The organism is Mycobacterium sp. DHQP2018-32-09 (genome assembly GCF_058148405.1).
In genome coordinates this window covers 39960-56049 of sequence record NZ_JBYVYK010000003.1, presented here as the reverse complement: position 1 = coordinate 56049, position 16090 = coordinate 39960, and the positions used below count along the sequence as shown (strand labels likewise).

The window sequence follows — 16090 nt, the reverse complement described above, 5'->3', positions numbered from 1 at the left end:
ACCCGTCAAGAGGCGAAGGCACCCCATCAAGAAACCGTAAGGGCACGGCTTTGCGATCACTGTGAGTCCTACCTTCGGCGGCATGGCTGTTCTCGTCTACGTCCTGCTGACCATCGCGGTCTTCGCGGTGTTCGGCGTCATCCAGAAGGTCCTCGAGTCATGAGCTTCGCCAACACGGTGGGCCTGGTCCTCGCGGTCCTGCTGGCGGTCTTCATGGCCGCCGCGCTGTTCTTCCCGGAGAGGTTCTAGTGACGTCCACCTGGGCGGGAATCCTGTTTCTCGCAACCCTGGTCCTGGCACTGGTCGCCGTGCACGTCCCGTTCGGCGACTACATGTACCGGGTCTACACGAGTTCGAAGGACTCGCGGCTCGAACGCGCCATCTACCGCACCATCGGCGCCGACCCCAAGGCCGAACAGAACTGGGGCTCCTACGCCCGCAGCGTGCTGGCCTTCTCGGCCATCAGCCTGCTGGTGCTGTTCGTCCTGCAGCTCGTCCAAGGCAGGTTGCCGCTGCACCTGTCAGACCCCGCCACCGAGATGACGCCCAGCCTGGCGTGGAACACCGCCGTCAGCTTCGTCTCCAACACCAACTGGCAGAACTACTCCGGTGAGTCCACCATGGGCCACCTGGTGCAGATGGCCGGCCTGACGGTGCAGAACTTCGTCTCTGCGGCCGTCGGCATGGCCGTCGCCGTGGCACTGGTCCGCGGGTTCGCCCGACGCGACACCACCGACCTCGGCAACTTCTGGGTGGACCTGGTGCGCGGTGTCATCCGCATCCTGCTGCCCATCTCGGTCGTCGGCGCCGTCATCCTGATCTCCGGCGGCGTCATCCAGAACTTCGCTCTGCACACCGAGGTGCTCCAGACGCTCGCCGGCGGTCAGCAGACCCTGCCCGGCGGTCCCGTCGCCAGCCAGGAAGCGATCAAGCTGTTGGGCACCAACGGCGGCGGCTTCTTCAACGTCAACTCCGCGCACCCCTTCGAGAACCCGACGGCCTGGACCAACTGGATCGAGATCTTCCTGCTCGTGGTCATCGCGTTCACGCTGCCCAGGACGTTCGGGCGCATGGTCGACAGCCCCAAGCAGGGCTACGCCATCGTCGCGGTCATGGGCATCATCGCCCTGGCCAGCACCAGCCTGCAGCTGCTGTTCCAGGTACAGGCGCACGGCACCGTCCCGACCGCCGTCGGCAGCGCCATGGAAGGCGTCGAGACCCGCTTCGGCATCCCCGACTCCAGCGTCTTCGCCAGCCTGACCACGCTGACGTCGACGGGTGCGGTGGACTCCTTCCACGACTCCTACACCAGCCTCGGCGGCCTGATGACGCTGTTCAACATGCAGCTCGGCGAGATCGCCCCGGGCGGTGTGGGATCCGGCCTGGTCGGCATGCTGATCCTCGCGGTCATCACGGTGTTCGTGGCCGGCCTCATGGTGGGCCGCACCCCCGAGTACCTCGGCAAGAAGATCACCCCGCGCGAGATCAAGCTCGCCGCAAGCTACTTCCTGGTGACACCGCTGATCGTGCTCACCGGAACCGCCGTGGCCATGGCCACGCCCACCCAACGCGCCAGCATGCTCAACACCGGCCCGCACGGCCTGTCCGAGGTGCTCTACGCGTTCACCTCGGCCGGCAACAACAACGGCTCGGCCTTCGCCGGCCTGTCGGGCAACACCACCTGGTACAACACCGCGCTGGGGCTGGCCATGCTGTTCGGCCGCTTCGTCCCCATCGTCCTCGCGCTGGCACTCGCCGGATCGCTTGCCGCACAGGGCAGGACACCCGAGTCCGTCGGCACCCTGCCCACCCACCGGCCGCAGTTCGTCGGAATGGTGACCGGCGTGACGATCGTCCTCGTCGCGCTCACCTTCCTGCCCATGCTCGCGCTCGGCCCCCTCGCCGAAGGAATCCACGTATGACCGTCACCGCCGTCAGCGGCCGCTCCACGCCCAAGACGCACGCACCAGCACAGAAGAACCGCGTCCAGGGCGGACTGCTCGACCCCCGCATGCTGCTGAAGTCGCTGCCCGACGCCGTCAAGAAGTGCGACCCCCGCACGCTGTGGCGCAACCCCGTCATGTTCATCGTCGAGGTGGGTGCCATCTGGAGCACGGTGCTCGCCATCGTCGAACCGAGCTTCTTCAGCTGGTTCATCGTGTTCTGGCTGTGGCTGACCGTCATCTTCGCCAACCTCGCCGAGGCCGTCGCCGAAGGCCGCGGCAAGGCCCAGGCCGACACGCTGCGAAAGACGAAGTCCGACACCGTCGCTCGACGCCTCACCGGCTGGTCCCCGGGCGTCGCCGGCACCGTCGAAGAGGTCGCCGCACCCCTGCTGCAGCAGGGCGACGTCGTGGTGGTCGAGGCCGGCGAGGTCATCCCCGGCGACGGCGACGTCGTCGAAGGCATCGCGTCGGTCGACGAATCGGCGATCACCGGCGAATCCGCCCCCGTCATCCGCGAATCCGGCGGCGACCGGTCCGCCGTGACCGGGGGCACCACCGTGCTGTCCGACCGCATCGTCGTGAAGATCACCCAAAAGCCCGGCGAGAGCTTCATCGACCGCATGATCGCCCTCGTCGAAGGCGCCAACCGGCAGAAGACCCCCAACGAGATCGCGCTGAACATCCTGCTCGCGGCGCTGACGCTGATCTTCGTGTTCGCCGTTGCCACGCTGCAGCCGCTGGCCATCTACTCCAAGGCCAACAACCCCGGCGTCGCGGACTCCCTGGCGCTCACCGGCGACGGCATCAGCGGCATCGTCATGGTGGCCCTGCTGGTGTGCCTCATCCCCACCACCATCGGCGCCCTGCTGAGCGCCATCGGTATCGCCGGCATGGACCGCCTGGTGCAGCGCAACGTGCTGGCCATGTCGGGCCGCGCCGTCGAGGCCGCCGGTGACGTCAACACGCTGCTGCTCGACAAGACCGGCACCATCACGCTCGGCAACCGCCAAGCCAGTGAGTTCGTCCCGCTGACCGGCGTCACCGCAGCCGAACTGGCCGACGCCGCCCAACTGTCCAGCCTGGCCGACGAGACCCCCGAGGGTCGCTCGATCGTGGTGTACGCCAAGGAGAGTCACGGGCTGCGAGCCCGCACCCCCGGGGAACTCGAAGGCGCCCAGTGGATCGAGTTCACCGCCACCACCCGCATGTCCGGCGTCGACCTGCACGACGGACACCGCCTGCGCAAGGGCGCCACCGCGTCGGTCGCCGACTGGGTGCGCAGCAACGGCGGCACCGTGCCCACCGAACTCGGCGAGATCGTCGAGACCGTGTCCAGCTCCGGCGGCACCCCGCTCGTCGTCGGCGAGATCCGCGGCGGCACCGCCCGCGCCCTCGGAGTCATCCACCTCAAGGACGTCGTCAAGGACGGCATGCGCGAACGCTTCGACGAGATGCGCAAGATGGGCATCCGCACCGTCATGATCACCGGCGACAATCCCATGACCGCCAAGGCCATCGCCGACGAGGCCGGTGTCGACGACTTCCTGGCCGAGGCCACGCCCGAGGACAAGCTGGCGCTGATCAAGCAGGAGCAGGCCGGCGGCAAGCTCGTCGCGATGACCGGTGACGGCACCAACGACGCCCCCGCGCTGGCCCAAGCCGACGTCGGCGTCGCCATGAACACCGGCACCACCGCGGCCAAGGAAGCCGGCAATATGGTGGACCTCGACTCCGACCCCACCAAACTCATCGAGATCGTCGAGATCGGCAAGCAGCTGCTGATCACCCGCGGCGCGTTGACCACGTTCTCCATCGCCAACGACATCGCCAAGTACTTCGCCATCATCCCGGCACTGTTCGTGACGCTGTTCCCCGGCCTGGACCTGCTCAACGTCATGCGGTTGCACAGCCCGCAGTCGGCCATCCTGTCCGCGGTCATCTTCAACGCCATCGTCATCATCGCGCTGATCCCGCTGTCGCTGCGCGGCGTGCGCTACACCCCCAGCAGCGCCTCGAAGCTGTTGAGCCGCAACCTGCTGGTCTACGGCCTCGGCGGCATCGTCGCCCCCTTCATCGGCATCAAACTCATCGACCTCGTCGTCCAACTCATCCCCGGGATGTCCTGATCATGAACGTCACCAACCTCATTCGCACACACTGGGCCGCGCTGCGGGCCGTCGTCGTGTTCACCGTGCTGCTCGGCGGCATCTACCCGGTCGCCGTCTGGCTCATCGCCATGCTGCCCGGACTGCACGACAAGGCGCAGGGCTCGGTGCTCACCGCAGACGGAAAGGCAGTGGGCAGCAGCCTGATCGGGCAGCTCTTCACCGACGCCGACGGCAACCCGCTGCCGCAGTACTTCCAGACGCGGCCCTCGGCCGCCGGGGACGGCTACGACACCATGGCCACCAGCGCCAGCAACCTGGGCCCCGAGGACGTCGTCGACGTCATGGGCGACCCGTCGCTACCCGCCGACGACAACGATGCCAAGACCAGCCTGCTGACCCAGGTGTGCACCCGCAGTGCCGCCGTCGCCACGGCCAACGGCCTGCCCGCCGCCGCCGGCGCCCGCCCCTTCTGCACCGGCGGCGGCGTGGGCGCGGTGCTCTCGGTGATCGGCCCGCGCGACGCGTCCGGACAGGTGACCCGACCTACCCGCGTCATCAGCGTCAACGAGCCCTGCACCACCACCAGCACGCCGTTCCTGTCCACCTACGAGGGCGTCCGCGTCGAGTGCGCGACCTTCGGCGAGGACTACTCCATGGGTCAGATCGTGCCCATCCGCGGCGCGGCCGACGGCTCCCCGGTGCCCGCCGACGCCGTCACCGCCAGCGGCAGCGGCCTGGACCCCGACATCTCCCCCGCCTACGCCGATCTGCAGGTCGACCGCGTGGCCGCCGCCCGCGGCATCAGCCCCGAACGGGTGCGCACCATCGTGGCCGCCCACACCACCGGACGCACCCTCGGGTTCATGGGCGAACCCAGCGTCAACGTGCTGGCGGTGAACCTCGCGCTCGACGGCCTCGACGGCGCGAAGAAGGGTGGATGATGGGCAGGTGAGCACGTCTCCCTACACGACGCGGAAGCGGGGTGAGCTACGGGTCTACCTCGGCGCCGCCCCCGGGGTCGGCAAGACGTTCGCGATGCTCGGTGAAGCCCACCGCAGGTTGGAACGCGGCACGGATCTCGTTGCGGCGGTCGTGGAAACCCACGGCCGCCGCAAGACCACCGAGGCCCTCGAGGGCATCGAGGTCATCCCCCCGCGCTACGTCGAGTACCGCGGCGCCACGTTCCCCGAACTCGACGTCGAGGCCGTGTTGCGGCGCGCCCCGCAGGTGGTCCTCGTCGACGAGCTGGCCCACACCAACACTCCGGGAAGCAAGCACCCCAAACGCTGGCAGGACGTCGAGGAACTGCTGGCCGCAGGCATCACCGTCATCTCCACGGTCAACGTGCAGCACCTGGAGAGCCTCAACGACGTCGTCGCGCAGATCACCGGCATCGAACAGCAGGAGACCGTACCCGACGAGGTGGTACGCCGCGCCGACCAGATCGAACTCGTCGACATCACCCCGGAAGCGTTGCAGCGCAGACTGTCCCACGGCAACGTCTACGCCCCCGAACGCATCGACGCCGCGCTGAGCAACTACTTCCGCCGCGGCAACCTCACCGCGCTGCGCGAGCTGGCGCTGCTGTGGCTGGCCGACCAGGTCGACGCCGCCCTCTCCAAGTACCGCGCCGACAACCAGATCACCGACACCTGGGAGGCCCGCGAACGCGTCGTCGTCGCCGTCACCGGCGGACCGGAGTCGGAGACGTTGGTGCGGCGCGCCTTTCGCATCGCATCCAAGTCCAGCGCCGAACTCATGGTGGTACACGTCATCCGCGGCGACGGACTCACCGGCGTGTCCGCACCGCAGATGGGCAAGGTCCGCGAACTCGCCATCAGCCTCGGCGCCACCCTGCACACGGTGGTCGGCGACGACGTCGCCGCCGCGCTGCTGGACTTCGCCCGCGAACGCAACGCCACCCAGTTGGTGCTGGGCGTCTCCTCCCGCTCCCGCTGGGCCCGCATGCTCGACGAGGGCATCGGCTCGGCGGTCGTGCGCGACTCCGGCAAGATCGACGTCCACATGGTCACCCACGACGAGGCCAACTCGGGATGGTCGTGGGCTTCGGTCACCCCCGGTCAGCGCCGCCTCACGTCCTGGCTGGCCGCGGTGCTGGTGCCGTCGGCGATCTGCGCCCTCACCGTCCTGCTGCTCGACGGCATCGTCGGCATCGGCGGGGAGAGTGCGCTGTTCTTCATCGGCGTCCTCGTGGTGGCACTGCTCGGCGGCGTCGCCCCCGCCGCCGTCTCGGCCATGCTGTCCGGCCTGCTGCTCAACTACTTCCTGGTCGATCCGCGCTACACGTTCACCATCGCCGCCCCCGACAGCGCCATCACCGTCGTCGTCCTGCTGGCGGTGGCGGTCGCCGTCGCCGCGCTCGTCGACGGCGCGGCCAAACGGGCCCGCGAAGCCCGCCGCGCATCGCAGGAGGCCGAACTGCTGGCACTGTTCGCCGGCTCGGTGCTGCGTGGCGCCGACCTCGAAGCCCTGCTGGAACGCGTGCGCGAGACGTACTCCCAGCGCGCGGTCAGCCTGGCGCGCGCCGGCGCCGACGGCGAGCTGACCGTCGCGGCCTGCGTCGGCGCCGACCCGTGCGTCGACCCCGACACCGCCGACACCGCCATCGAGGTGGGCGACGACGAATTCTGGATGCTGCTGGCCGGCAAGAGCCTGCCCGCACAGGACCGCCGCGTCCTGGGCGCCGTCGCCAAACAAGCTGCGGGACTGGTCCGCCAACGCGAACTGGCCGAAGAGGCCGGCCGCGCCGAAGCCATCGCCCGGGCCGACGAGCTGCGCCGCTCGCTGCTGTCTGCCGTCAGCCACGACCTGCGCACACCACTGGCCGCCGCCAAGGCCGCGGTCTCGAGCCTGCGCAGCGACGACGTCGACTTCTCCCCCGAGGACGTCCGCGAATTGCAGGCCACCGTCGAGGAGTCCATCGATCAGCTCACCGCGCTGGTGGGCAACCTGCTCGACTCGTCGCGGCTGGCCGCCGGCGTGGTGCGGCCCGAACTCCGTGACGTCTACCTCGACGAGGTGGTACACCGCGCCATCGTCGGGTTGCCCAGGGGCACGGTGGGTTTGGATCGCATCAAGGTCGAGGTGGGCGACACCGCCGTCATGGCCGACCCGGGCCTGCTGGAGCGCGTGCTGCTCAACGTCATCGACAACGCACTGCGCTACGCCCGCACCGGCCTGATTCGCGTGAACGCCGGCCGCATCGGAGAGCGGGTGTTGATCAACGTCGTCGACGAGGGACCGGGCGTGCACCGCGGCACCGAAGGCCAATTGTTCGCACCGTTTCAACGGCTCGGCGACAACGACAACACCACCGGCGTGGGGCTGGGCCTGTCCGTCGCGCGCGGCTTCGTCGAGGCGATGGGCGGTACCATCGCGACGTCCGACACTCCGGGCGGCGGGCTCACCGTCGTCGTGGATCTGGCAGCGTCGAAGGAGCCCCGACGATGACCCGCGTCCTGGTGATCGACGACGAGCCGCAAATCCTGCGCGCATTGCGGATCAACCTGTCGGTACGCGGCTACGAAGTGCACACCGCCTCCGACGGTGCCTCGGCGCTGCACACCGCGGCCGAACACAAGCCCGACGTGGTGATCCTCGACCTGGGCCTACCCGACATGTCCGGCATCGAGGTGCTCGAAGGCCTGCGGGGCTGGCTCACCGCGCCCGTGATCGTGCTCTCGGCGCGCACCGACTCGTCGGACAAGGTGGAGGCCCTGGACGCCGGCGCCGACGACTACGTGACCAAACCCTTTGGCATGGACGAGTTCCTGGCCCGGCTGCGCGCCGCGGTCCGCCGCGGCTCGGCGTCGGTGGCCGGCGACGAGCCCGTGATCGAAACCAGCTCGTTCACCGTGGACCTCGCGTCGAAGAAGGTCACCAAGCGTGGCGCCGACGTCCACCTGACGCCCACGGAATGGGGCATGCTCGAGATGCTGGTGCGCAACCGCGGCAAGCTCGTCGGCCGCGACGAACTGCTCAAGGAGGTGTGGGGCCCGGCGTACGCCAAGGAGACCCACTACCTGCGGGTGTACTTGGCGCAACTACGCCGCAAGCTCGAAGACGACCCGTCACACCCCAAGCACCTGCTGACCGAGGCGGGGATGGGCTACCGCTTCCAGATCTAACGATTCGTGGAGTTGCCGTCGCGCTCAGCGCGACAGAAACTCCACGAATCACCGGGTTTTGACGGCTTGCAGCGTGTACGTCATGGGCATGCGGTCGCGCCCGGTCGCCAGCACGTACTCACCCGGGTGGTCGGGGCTTTCGACCATGCCGTCGCCCAGCGGGTTCCACGGCACCTCACGGTGCTCCTCGAGGGCGGTGACGGTCAGTCCCGCCGCCGTCAGCGCAGTGAAGATCTCGCCGAGCCCATGGTTGAACACCACCTCCTCCGGCGAGGCCAAGGTACCGCTGCCCGCATACGAGGCCTCCTCGACGAACACCGTGCCGGACGTCTCGAAGTACGGGAACTCCACCACCAGCAGCCCATCCGGACGGGGGTCGCACATCGCCCACAGCACGGGATGCCCCTCGCGGAGGAACAACCGTCCACCCGGCCGCAGCAGCCCCGCCACCACCGTCGCCCACCGCGCCGCATCCGGCAGCCAGCACAGCGCGCCGATGCCGGTGTACACGACATCACAGGACGACGCGCCCAGGGCTGAAACCGCATCGTAGACATCGGATTCCACGAACCGCACGTCGGCGCCCGCGCGCGTCGCCAGCGCCCGCGCCGCCGTCAGCGCCGACGGCGAGAAGTCGAGCCCGACCACCGACCGCGCGCCCAGCCGGGCCAGCGACACCGTGTCCGTGCCGATGTGACACTGCAGGTGTACGACGTCACGCCCGTCGAGGCGACCCAGCCGCGGCAGGTCGAAGCGCACCACCTCCGACAGGTAGCCGGGGTCGTCGAAGCTCGCCAGGTCGTAGCCGTCGGGTCCGGTGTGCACGGGCACCCGCGACTCCCAGTTGGCGAAGTTCACGGAACGCCAGTCGTCGGTCACCCGAGCATTGTGTCAGCTGGTCTCCGCCGCGAGGTCGAGCAGCTTGGCCCGCACCAGGTCTGGCCGTTCGTCGACGATGAAGTGGCCGCTGTCGACGAACTCGACCTGGTAGTCGTCGGCGCGCGCCGTCTCGGGTGCGGCCATCGACGCGTGGATCGCGGTGTCGGAGGTACCGAACAGCGCGCGCACCGGGATCGTGATCCGACGGTCCTCCGGATGCCTTGCGGCGGCGGGGAATTCGTGAAGCAGAAAGGTGCGGTAGGTGTCGGTGGCGGTGCGCGCGCAGATCGGGTCGCGGAAGCGCTCGGCGTATACCCGCACCTCGTCGCGCGGCATCTTCGGCGCGGCCACCCGGTAGACCAGCTTCTCCAGGTAGGGGGTGCGCTGCTGCAGGAACATCCCGATGCTCGCCACGAAGGGCTGGTACAGCATGAACCGCCACAGGTGCGGGGCCACGGTGCGCGTGTTCTGCCACGGATGGGCCATGTTGCACGCCAGGTAGCCCTCGAACCGTTCGGGCGCGGCCAGCACCATCCGGTACCCGACGAAGCCGCCCCAGTCGTGCCCCACGAGCAACACTTGCTGCAGTCCCAGCGCGTCCAGCAGCGCCAGCACGTCGGCGGCCACGTCGTCCTTCGCCCAGCGGTGGGGCGCCGGTCCGGACCAGCCGTACCCCGGCAGGTCCGGCACGATGATCCGCATCCCCGGCGGCGGATCGGCCAACAGATCGCGATAGGCCCAGTGGTGCTGGGGCCACCCGTGCAACGCGACCACCGCGCGACCGTCGACCGGCCCGGCCTCGGTGACATGGAAGCGCACGCCGCGCGCCTCGACGAACGCACGCCGGACGCCCTCGATCACGGGCGGTTCGGCGCTGTTATACGTGGTGTCAACAACCATGGGCAGACTTTAAACCCGTCGAACCCACCGACAAGGGCCGGGCACGCGGATACGGTTCGGACATGACCGGCTACCGCGACACCTTCGACGCCAGCATCGCCGATCCGAACGCCTTCTGGGCAGCCGCGGCCACCGCCGTGACCTGGACGAAACCGCCCCGCCGCATCCTCGACGACGACAACCCGCCGTTCTACCGCTGGTTCCCCGACGCCGAGCTGAACACGTGCGCCAACGCCCTCGACCGCCACGTCGAGGCCGGCCGAGGCGATCAGGCCGCGCTGATCTACGACTCCCCCGTCACCGGCACCCAGCGCACCTACACCTACCGCGAACTCCGCGACCAGACCGCGCGCTGCGCGGGCATGCTGCGCGACCTCGGCGTCGGCAAGGGCGACCGCGTCGTGATCTACCTGCCGATGATCCCCGAGGCCGTCATCGCCATGCTGGCGTGCGCGCGGCTGGGTGCCGTGCACTCGGTGGTCTTCGGTGGCTTCGCCGCCAGCGAGCTGGCCGCGCGCATCGACGACGCGCGCCCCACGGTCGTGGTGTCAGCATCCTGCGGCATCGAGCCCACCCGCATCGTGGAGTACAAACCGATGCTCGACGCCGCCGTCGACGCCGCCCGGCATCCGCCCGCGACGTGCGTCATCGTGCAGCGCGAAGGCCACCCCTGCGACCTGCGCCCCGACCGCGACGTCGACTGGGACACCGCCATGGCCGCGGCGACGCCCGCCGACCCGGTGCCCGTGGCCGCCACCGATCCCCTCTACGTGCTCTACACCTCCGGCACCACGGGCAAGCCCAAGGGCATCGTGCGCGACAACGGCGGACATGCCGTGGCCCTGCTGTGGACCATGCGCCACGTCTACGACACCGAACCCGGCGACGTCTATTGGGCCGCATCGGATGTCGGCTGGGTGGTGGGCCACTCCTACATCGTCTACGGACCCCTGCTGCTCGGGGCGACGACCGTGCTCTACGAAGGCAAGCCGGTGGGCTCCCCCGACGCGGGCGCGTTCTGGCGGGTGGCCGCCGAGCACGGCGTCAAGACGCTGTTCACCGCGCCCACCGCCATCCGCGCCATCAAGAAGGAGGACCCCGAGGGCACCCACGTGCGACGTTACGACCTGTCGCGGCTGCGGTACCTGTTCCAGGCGGGCGAGCGCCTGGACCCGGGGACGTACCACTGGGCCGCAGATCGACTCGGCATCCCCGTGATCGACCACTGGTGGCAGACCGAGACGGGCTGGTCCATCGCCGCCAACCCCGTGGGCATCGAGACGCTGCCGGTCAAGCCCGGCTCGGCGACCGTGCCCATGCCGGGGTTCGACGTCCGCATCCTGCGGCCCGACGGCAGCGAGGCCGACGCCGGCGAGGAGGGCGCCATCTGCGTGCGCCTGCCGCTGCCACCGGGGACCCTGCCGACCCTGTGGGGTGACGACGACCGCTACGTCGCCTCCTATCTGTCGGCGTTCCCCGGCCATTACCTGACCGGCGACGGCGGCTACCTCGACGACGACGGCCACCTGTTCGTGATGGGCCGCACCGACGACGTCATCAACGTTGCCGGACATCGCCTTTCGACCGGTGCCATCGAAGCCGTCCTGGCCGACCATCCCGCGGTCGCCGAGTGCGCGGTGATCGGCGTCGCCGACGAGATCAAGGGTCAGGTGCCCCGCGGCTTCGTCGTGCTCAAGTCCGGCGCATCGGCCGACGGTCTCGCCGAGGAGTTGGTGGCCGCGGTCCGCGACCGCATCGGCGCCGTCGCCAGTCTCAAGCGCGTCGACGTCGTGGCGGCGCTCCCCAAGACCCGTTCTGGGAAGATCCTGCGAAAGACCATGCGCGGGCTGGCCGACGGCCGCCCCGAACCCGTGCCCTCGACCATCGAGGACCCCACGGTGCTCGACCGGTTGCGCGACGTCCTGCAAGGGTGACCCGCAAGAGGGTTCACGGCCGACGCGAGCGGGCATATCGTGACGTAGTCATGTCCTGATACGTGAAGGAGTTGGTCGCCATGCCCGCCACTCGAGGCTGTACCTGTCACTGCAGCGCGTGCGACAACGGACACCACTGCGGCAACCCGCCCAACTGCAAGCCCAAGTAGTCGCTCCGCACGACAACGGCCGCCGTGAAGATCACGGCGGCCGTTGCCATCTCGCACGCTCAGGAGGTGGGCAGCGCCTCGACGGTCGTGAAACCGTAGCTGCCGCCCTGCCAGCCCGACATGAAGGCGCCGAGCGTGATCTTCATGGCGCGCCCCGCCTGCTGACCCGCCGGGCCCGCCGAGCTGTCGTTGACGTAGACGAGCCCGTTCTTGAGGTCGACCTGCGTGACCACGGCGGCGTGGTCGGAGGACCAGAGCGGATCGTCGGGGCTGATGGGGTCTCCGAACACCGAGGTCCACACGATGGCGGTGGCGTATCCGACGATGACGGACTTGCCCAGCGCCATCGATGCCATCAGGTCGTTGAGCGCCTGCTGACCGTCCGCGGCCGTCACGATCCGCGTCCCTCCGGGAACGGCCGTGCCGTAGTTGTATTGCACCGCCTTGACGCCCAGGTGCTCGTTCATCAGGGCCAGCGCGTCGCCATCCGAGACGCCGTCCGAGATGTTCTCCCCGAGATACATCTTGGTGCCGGGAGTCGTGACGCTGTCGGTCGCCTTGGCCAGGTCGACCATGTCCTGCTCGCTGCGCGGCGTCGTGTTGGTCGCCTGCGCGACGGCCATCGAGACCGCCTGCAACACACAGTTGTCGTAGCTCTGGTTGGTCCAGTACGCGGTCGCCGCCTGAGCGTTGCCGATCTGGCCGCTGCCCTTGACATCGATCTTGACCTGCTGCTGAATGACGTCGGGTTGGGCCAGGCCCATCATGATCGCCATCGAGTGCAGCCAGCCCTGAACGACACCCGCGATTCCCGGCAGGGCCGCCGCCGCACCGTTGTCGACCCTGACCGTCACGTAGTCGGTGACACCCATGTCCGCCAACGCCTGATTGGTGGGCGTGTAGGTGTAGGTGCCGGGCGTCTCACCGGGGGTCAACGTGCCGTACTTCGGCCCCGAGACGATGGTGTAGGACGGGTCGAACGACGTGTTGCCCGTACCGTTCAGCTCGATGACCAGTTCGCCCGCGCCCCCCTGACCGCCCTGGTCCGGCGAGATCGACGGGGCCCGGTTGAACAGGACGTAGGACACCTGCCTGCCGAGGTCGTCGAAGAACGCCTGGATTCCGGCGAACGGCGACGCCAGGAAGGCCTGGATGGCCGCCAGCGGATTGGCGACCGCCGCCTGCACTTCGGCCGGGGTGAAGGCCGCGAGCACCGCGGCATTCGCGTTCGCCACGGCCGGGGTGGTCCCCGACGTGCCGTTGGCGCCGTCGGCGGCCTGGGTCTTGTCCGCGTTCTCGCCGCCGCCCCCACCGCTGCCGAACGTGCCGCCGAGGCCGCCCTTGCCGCCGGCCTCGCTGCCCGCGCCCGGGACGCCGCCGTTGCCACCGTTGCCGCCGTTGCCGCCGACGCCCGCGGTGGTCCCGTTGCCACCGGAACCGCCCGCAGCGCCGGCACCGCCGTTGCCGCCGTCACCGCCGGTACCGGAACCGGTGTGGTCTCCGCCTGCACCGCCGGCGCCACCGGAACCACCCAGGCCACCCGCGCCGCCCTCGTTGAGGGTGCCGCCGTTGCCCCCGTCGCCGCCGGTGCCACCCGCGCCGCCGTCACCGCCGCCCATCGCCGAATCCCCCACGGCGACAGCACCACCCGCGGCTCCCGCGCCGCCGTTGCCGCCGTTGCCGCCGACCCCTGCGGACCCGTTCGGATCCTCGGTGTAGCCGCCCGTGCCGCCGTTGCCCCCGGCGCCGCCGGCCCCGCCGGCGCCGTTGCCGCCGGCGATGCCGGCCGTGGACGAGATGAACAGGAAGCGGCCGCCTCCTGCGGCACCGCCCGATGCGCCTGCGGCGCCGCCGATGCCACCGTTGCCGCCGTTGCCGCCCCGGCCGGCGTCACCCCCGGTCGCCGACGTGACGTCGGCACCCTGGTAGCCCTGGCCGCCCTTGCCGCCCTTGCCGCCGGCACCACCGCTGCCACCGTTGCCGCCGGCGCCGATGATCCAGCTGCCCTGGCCACCGTTGCCGCCGGAGCCGCCTGCGGAGCCCGCACCGCCGTCGCCTGCGTCGATGGCGTTCTGCGTGCCGTTCGCGCCGGGAAGCCCGGCCGAGCCCTGGCCGCCGTTGCCGCCGTCGCCACCGCGGCCGAGGAGCGAGAACATGCCGACGCTGCCGCCACTGCCTCCGTCGCCGCCGCCTTGACCGCCGACGCCACCCGCACCGCCGTTGCCCGACCACAGGCCGCCGCGACCGCCGGTGCCGCCGTTGCCGCCCTGGTTGACGGACGCGCCCTTCTCGGGGCTGTCGCCGCCCGCACCACCGGCGCCACCGATGGCGTAGAGCGACAACATGCCGCCGCTGCCGCCGTCACCACCGCGCCCGCCGAAGCTGGCGTTGCCGCCCTGCCCGCCGGCGCCCGCGGAGCCCCACCAGGCCAGTAGACCGGTGTCGCCGCCGTTGCCGCCCGCGCCGCCGGTCTGGCCGCTCTGGATGGCGGCACCGCCGCTGCCGCCGTTGCCGGCATTGCCGAACAGCATGCCGCCGTTGCCGCCGCGACCTCCGGCGCCTCCGGCCGCGTCTCCGCGCGACACGCCACCCGTGGCGCCGTTACCGCCGTTGCCGAACAGCCCGGCGGAACCGCCGCTGCCACCGGTGGAACCGAGCATGGTCTCCACGCCGACCCCGCCGAATCCACCGTTGCCGTAGATCATGCCGCCGCTGCCGCCGTTACCGCCGTTGCCGCCGTTGATCCCGGCCAGCCCGGCGCCGCCGTTGCCGCCGTTGCCGAACAACCCGGCGTTGCCGCCGTTGCCGCCGCCCCAGCCGTTGCCGCCACCGCCGCCGAACAGGCCACCGTTGCCGCCGGTGCAGATGGTCGCGCACGTGTCGGCAGTCCAGGAATAGCCGGCGCCCCAGAGGATGCCGCCGTTGGGCCGGGCCGCGGTGCCGTTGCCGATGAAGAACGCGACGAGGTCTTCCAACGTCGGCAGGTAGAACGGGGGCAGACCCGGGATGACCGCCAGCGCCGCCTGCGGCGACGGGACCGCTGCCGCCGCAACGACGTTCGCCTGCGGCAGGCTGGTCGCGGCAACGGCTGCCGATTCGGTGTCGGGCAGCGAGGATGCCTGCGGCGCCGACCCGGTGGCGACCGCCGCGGTCCGCGCGGCCACCTTGGCGGCCGGGGAGTCGGTGGTCGCCGACTCGTGCGTGCTGGACGCCTCCGTGGTGTCGGTGGTCTTCGTCGAGGTGTCCGGGGTGTCGGACTTCGGGGTTTCTGCGCTCTTGCCGTCGGAGCCCTTGGTGTTGGCGTTCTTACCGCCCTTGGCGTCGGAGTCCTTCGCGTCGGAGTCCTTGGCGTCGGAGCCCTTCGCGTCGGGGCCCTTCGTGGTCTTGGTCTTCGAGGAATCCTTGGCGTCCTTGGAGTCACCCGCGTCCTTGGTGGCCGACGACTTGGCGGCGCCGCTCGCACTCTTGCCGCCCGCGGCGCCCTTGACACCCCCGGACACGCTGGTCTTCGGCGCGTCGGCCTTCTTGGGGCCGGCCGAGCTGGATCCCGAGTTCGACCCCGACCCCGCGTTGGAACCGGAACCTCCGGCGTCCGACGACGCGCCCGAACTGGCCGACGACGAACCACCGTCGTCGGCCGCGGCCAGACCGGCCTGCGGTCCCAGCACGAGCAGCGCACCGACACCGGCCGAGGCGGCGCCAAGCGTCAACCAGCGACGGACTTCGAAGTTCTCGGCGCGGCGGTGCTTGCCACGCCCCTGGCTCCCCGGCCGCGCTCCGCCCAGCTCGTACGTCGTCGCCATGACTCCCCCTCGGTCACCCAGCAGAAATTGACGCCCGAGACAGAAACCGGGCGTCAGGAATGCTAGGGGGCCGGGTCCGTTTGCGCCAGCAAATACCGCGATTGCGCCGAAAGTTGCAGCAGCTGCCATGACTCGCGCGCGAACCGCCCGGTCGGGGCAGTTCGGCGATGCCATGACGAAGGGCGATCCGTCGCCTCCGACG

11 protein-coding genes are annotated in these 16090 nt (G+C 70.2%); 8 read left to right on the top strand and 3 right to left on the bottom strand.

Going from position 1 to position 16090, the window contains the following annotated elements; translation table 11 throughout:
* Positions 1–61 precede the first annotated feature (61 nt).
* The 7 genes from AC30CM_RS02745 to AC30CM_RS02715 are packed head-to-tail and all read left to right on the top strand — an operon-like array spanning position 62 to position 8202.
* On the top strand, positions 62–163 hold the full coding sequence (locus AC30CM_RS02745) for a potassium-transporting ATPase (protein ID WP_490115286.1): 102 nt from the start codon (positions 62–64) through the stop codon (positions 161–163).
* Positions 160–249, top strand: a complete 90-nt coding sequence (locus AC30CM_RS02740; protein WP_490115285.1) for a potassium-transporting ATPase subunit F — start codon at positions 160–162, stop codon at positions 247–249. Before AC30CM_RS02745 ends, AC30CM_RS02740 begins: the two co-directional genes overlap by 4 nt.
* On the top strand, positions 249–1922 hold the full coding sequence (gene kdpA, locus AC30CM_RS02735; protein ID WP_490115284.1) for a potassium-transporting ATPase subunit KdpA: 1674 nt from the start codon (positions 249–251) through the stop codon (positions 1920–1922). The genes AC30CM_RS02740 and kdpA overlap by 1 nt, the downstream gene beginning before the upstream one ends.
* Positions 1919–4072 (top strand): potassium-transporting ATPase subunit KdpB, encoded by a 2154-nt coding sequence (gene kdpB / locus AC30CM_RS02730; RefSeq protein WP_490115283.1) that lies wholly within the window; start codon positions 1919–1921, stop codon positions 4070–4072. Before kdpA ends, kdpB begins: the two co-directional genes overlap by 4 nt.
* A gap of 2 nt (positions 4073–4074) precedes the next feature.
* Positions 4075–4995, top strand: coding sequence for a potassium-transporting ATPase subunit C (locus AC30CM_RS02725; RefSeq protein ID WP_490115282.1), 921 nt, complete (start codon positions 4075–4077; stop codon positions 4993–4995).
* Complete coding sequence (locus tag AC30CM_RS02720) at positions 4988–7525, top strand: sensor histidine kinase (RefSeq protein ID WP_490115281.1); 2538 nt, start codon at positions 4988–4990, stop codon at positions 7523–7525. The genes AC30CM_RS02725 and AC30CM_RS02720 overlap by 8 nt, the downstream gene beginning before the upstream one ends.
* A complete protein-coding gene (locus AC30CM_RS02715) occupies positions 7522–8202 on the top strand; it encodes a response regulator (RefSeq protein WP_490115280.1) in 681 nt (226 codons plus the stop codon). Before AC30CM_RS02720 ends, AC30CM_RS02715 begins: the two co-directional genes overlap by 4 nt.
* A gap of 48 nt (positions 8203–8250) precedes the next feature.
* Here the strand turns inward: AC30CM_RS02715 and AC30CM_RS02710 are convergent, their stop codons facing one another.
* Complete coding sequence (locus AC30CM_RS02710) at positions 8251–9081, bottom strand: class I SAM-dependent methyltransferase (RefSeq protein ID WP_490115279.1); 831 nt, start codon at positions 9079–9081, stop codon at positions 8251–8253.
* A gap of 12 nt (positions 9082–9093) precedes the next feature.
* Positions 9094–9981 carry an alpha/beta fold hydrolase gene (locus AC30CM_RS02705; RefSeq protein ID WP_490115278.1) on the bottom strand — a complete coding sequence of 296 codons (888 nt, stop codon included), beginning with the start codon at positions 9979–9981 and terminating at the stop codon, positions 9094–9096.
* Positions 9982–10043: 62 nt separating this feature from the next.
* Here AC30CM_RS02705 and AC30CM_RS02700 point away from each other — a divergent pair, with 62 nt between their 5' ends.
* Positions 10044–11915: an acetate--CoA ligase gene (locus tag AC30CM_RS02700; RefSeq protein ID WP_490115277.1), complete on the top strand. Its 1872-nt coding sequence runs from the start codon at positions 10044–10046 to the stop codon at positions 11913–11915.
* A gap of 229 nt (positions 11916–12144) precedes the next feature.
* Here the strand turns inward: AC30CM_RS02700 and AC30CM_RS02695 are convergent, their stop codons facing one another.
* Positions 12145–15888: a hypothetical protein gene (locus tag AC30CM_RS02695; RefSeq protein WP_490115276.1), complete on the bottom strand. Its 3744-nt coding sequence runs from the start codon at positions 15886–15888 to the stop codon at positions 12145–12147.
* Positions 15889–16090: the final 202 nt, after the last annotated feature.

Excerpts from the sequence above, each read along its gene's own strand:
- AC30CM_RS02715 (WP_490115280.1), top strand. The coding sequence starts at position 7,522 with ATGACCCGCGTCCTGGTGATCGACGACGAGCCGCAAATCCTGCGCGCA.
- AC30CM_RS02700 (WP_490115277.1), top strand. The coding sequence starts at position 10,044 with ATGACCGGCTACCGCGACACCTTCGACGCCAGCATCGCCGATCCGAAC.
- AC30CM_RS02725 (WP_490115282.1), top strand. The coding sequence starts at position 4,075 with ATGAACGTCACCAACCTCATTCGCACACACTGGGCCGCGCTGCGGGCC.
- AC30CM_RS02705 (WP_490115278.1), bottom strand. The coding sequence starts at position 9,981 with ATGGTTGTTGACACCACGTATAACAGCGCCGAACCGCCCGTGATCGAG.
- AC30CM_RS02695 (WP_490115276.1), bottom strand. The coding sequence starts at position 15,888 with ATGGCGACGACGTACGAGCTGGGCGGAGCGCGGCCGGGGAGCCAGGGG.
- kdpB (WP_490115283.1), top strand. The coding sequence starts at position 1,919 with ATGACCGTCACCGCCGTCAGCGGCCGCTCCACGCCCAAGACGCACGCA.
- AC30CM_RS02740 (WP_490115285.1), top strand. The coding sequence starts at position 160 with ATGAGCTTCGCCAACACGGTGGGCCTGGTCCTCGCGGTCCTGCTGGCG.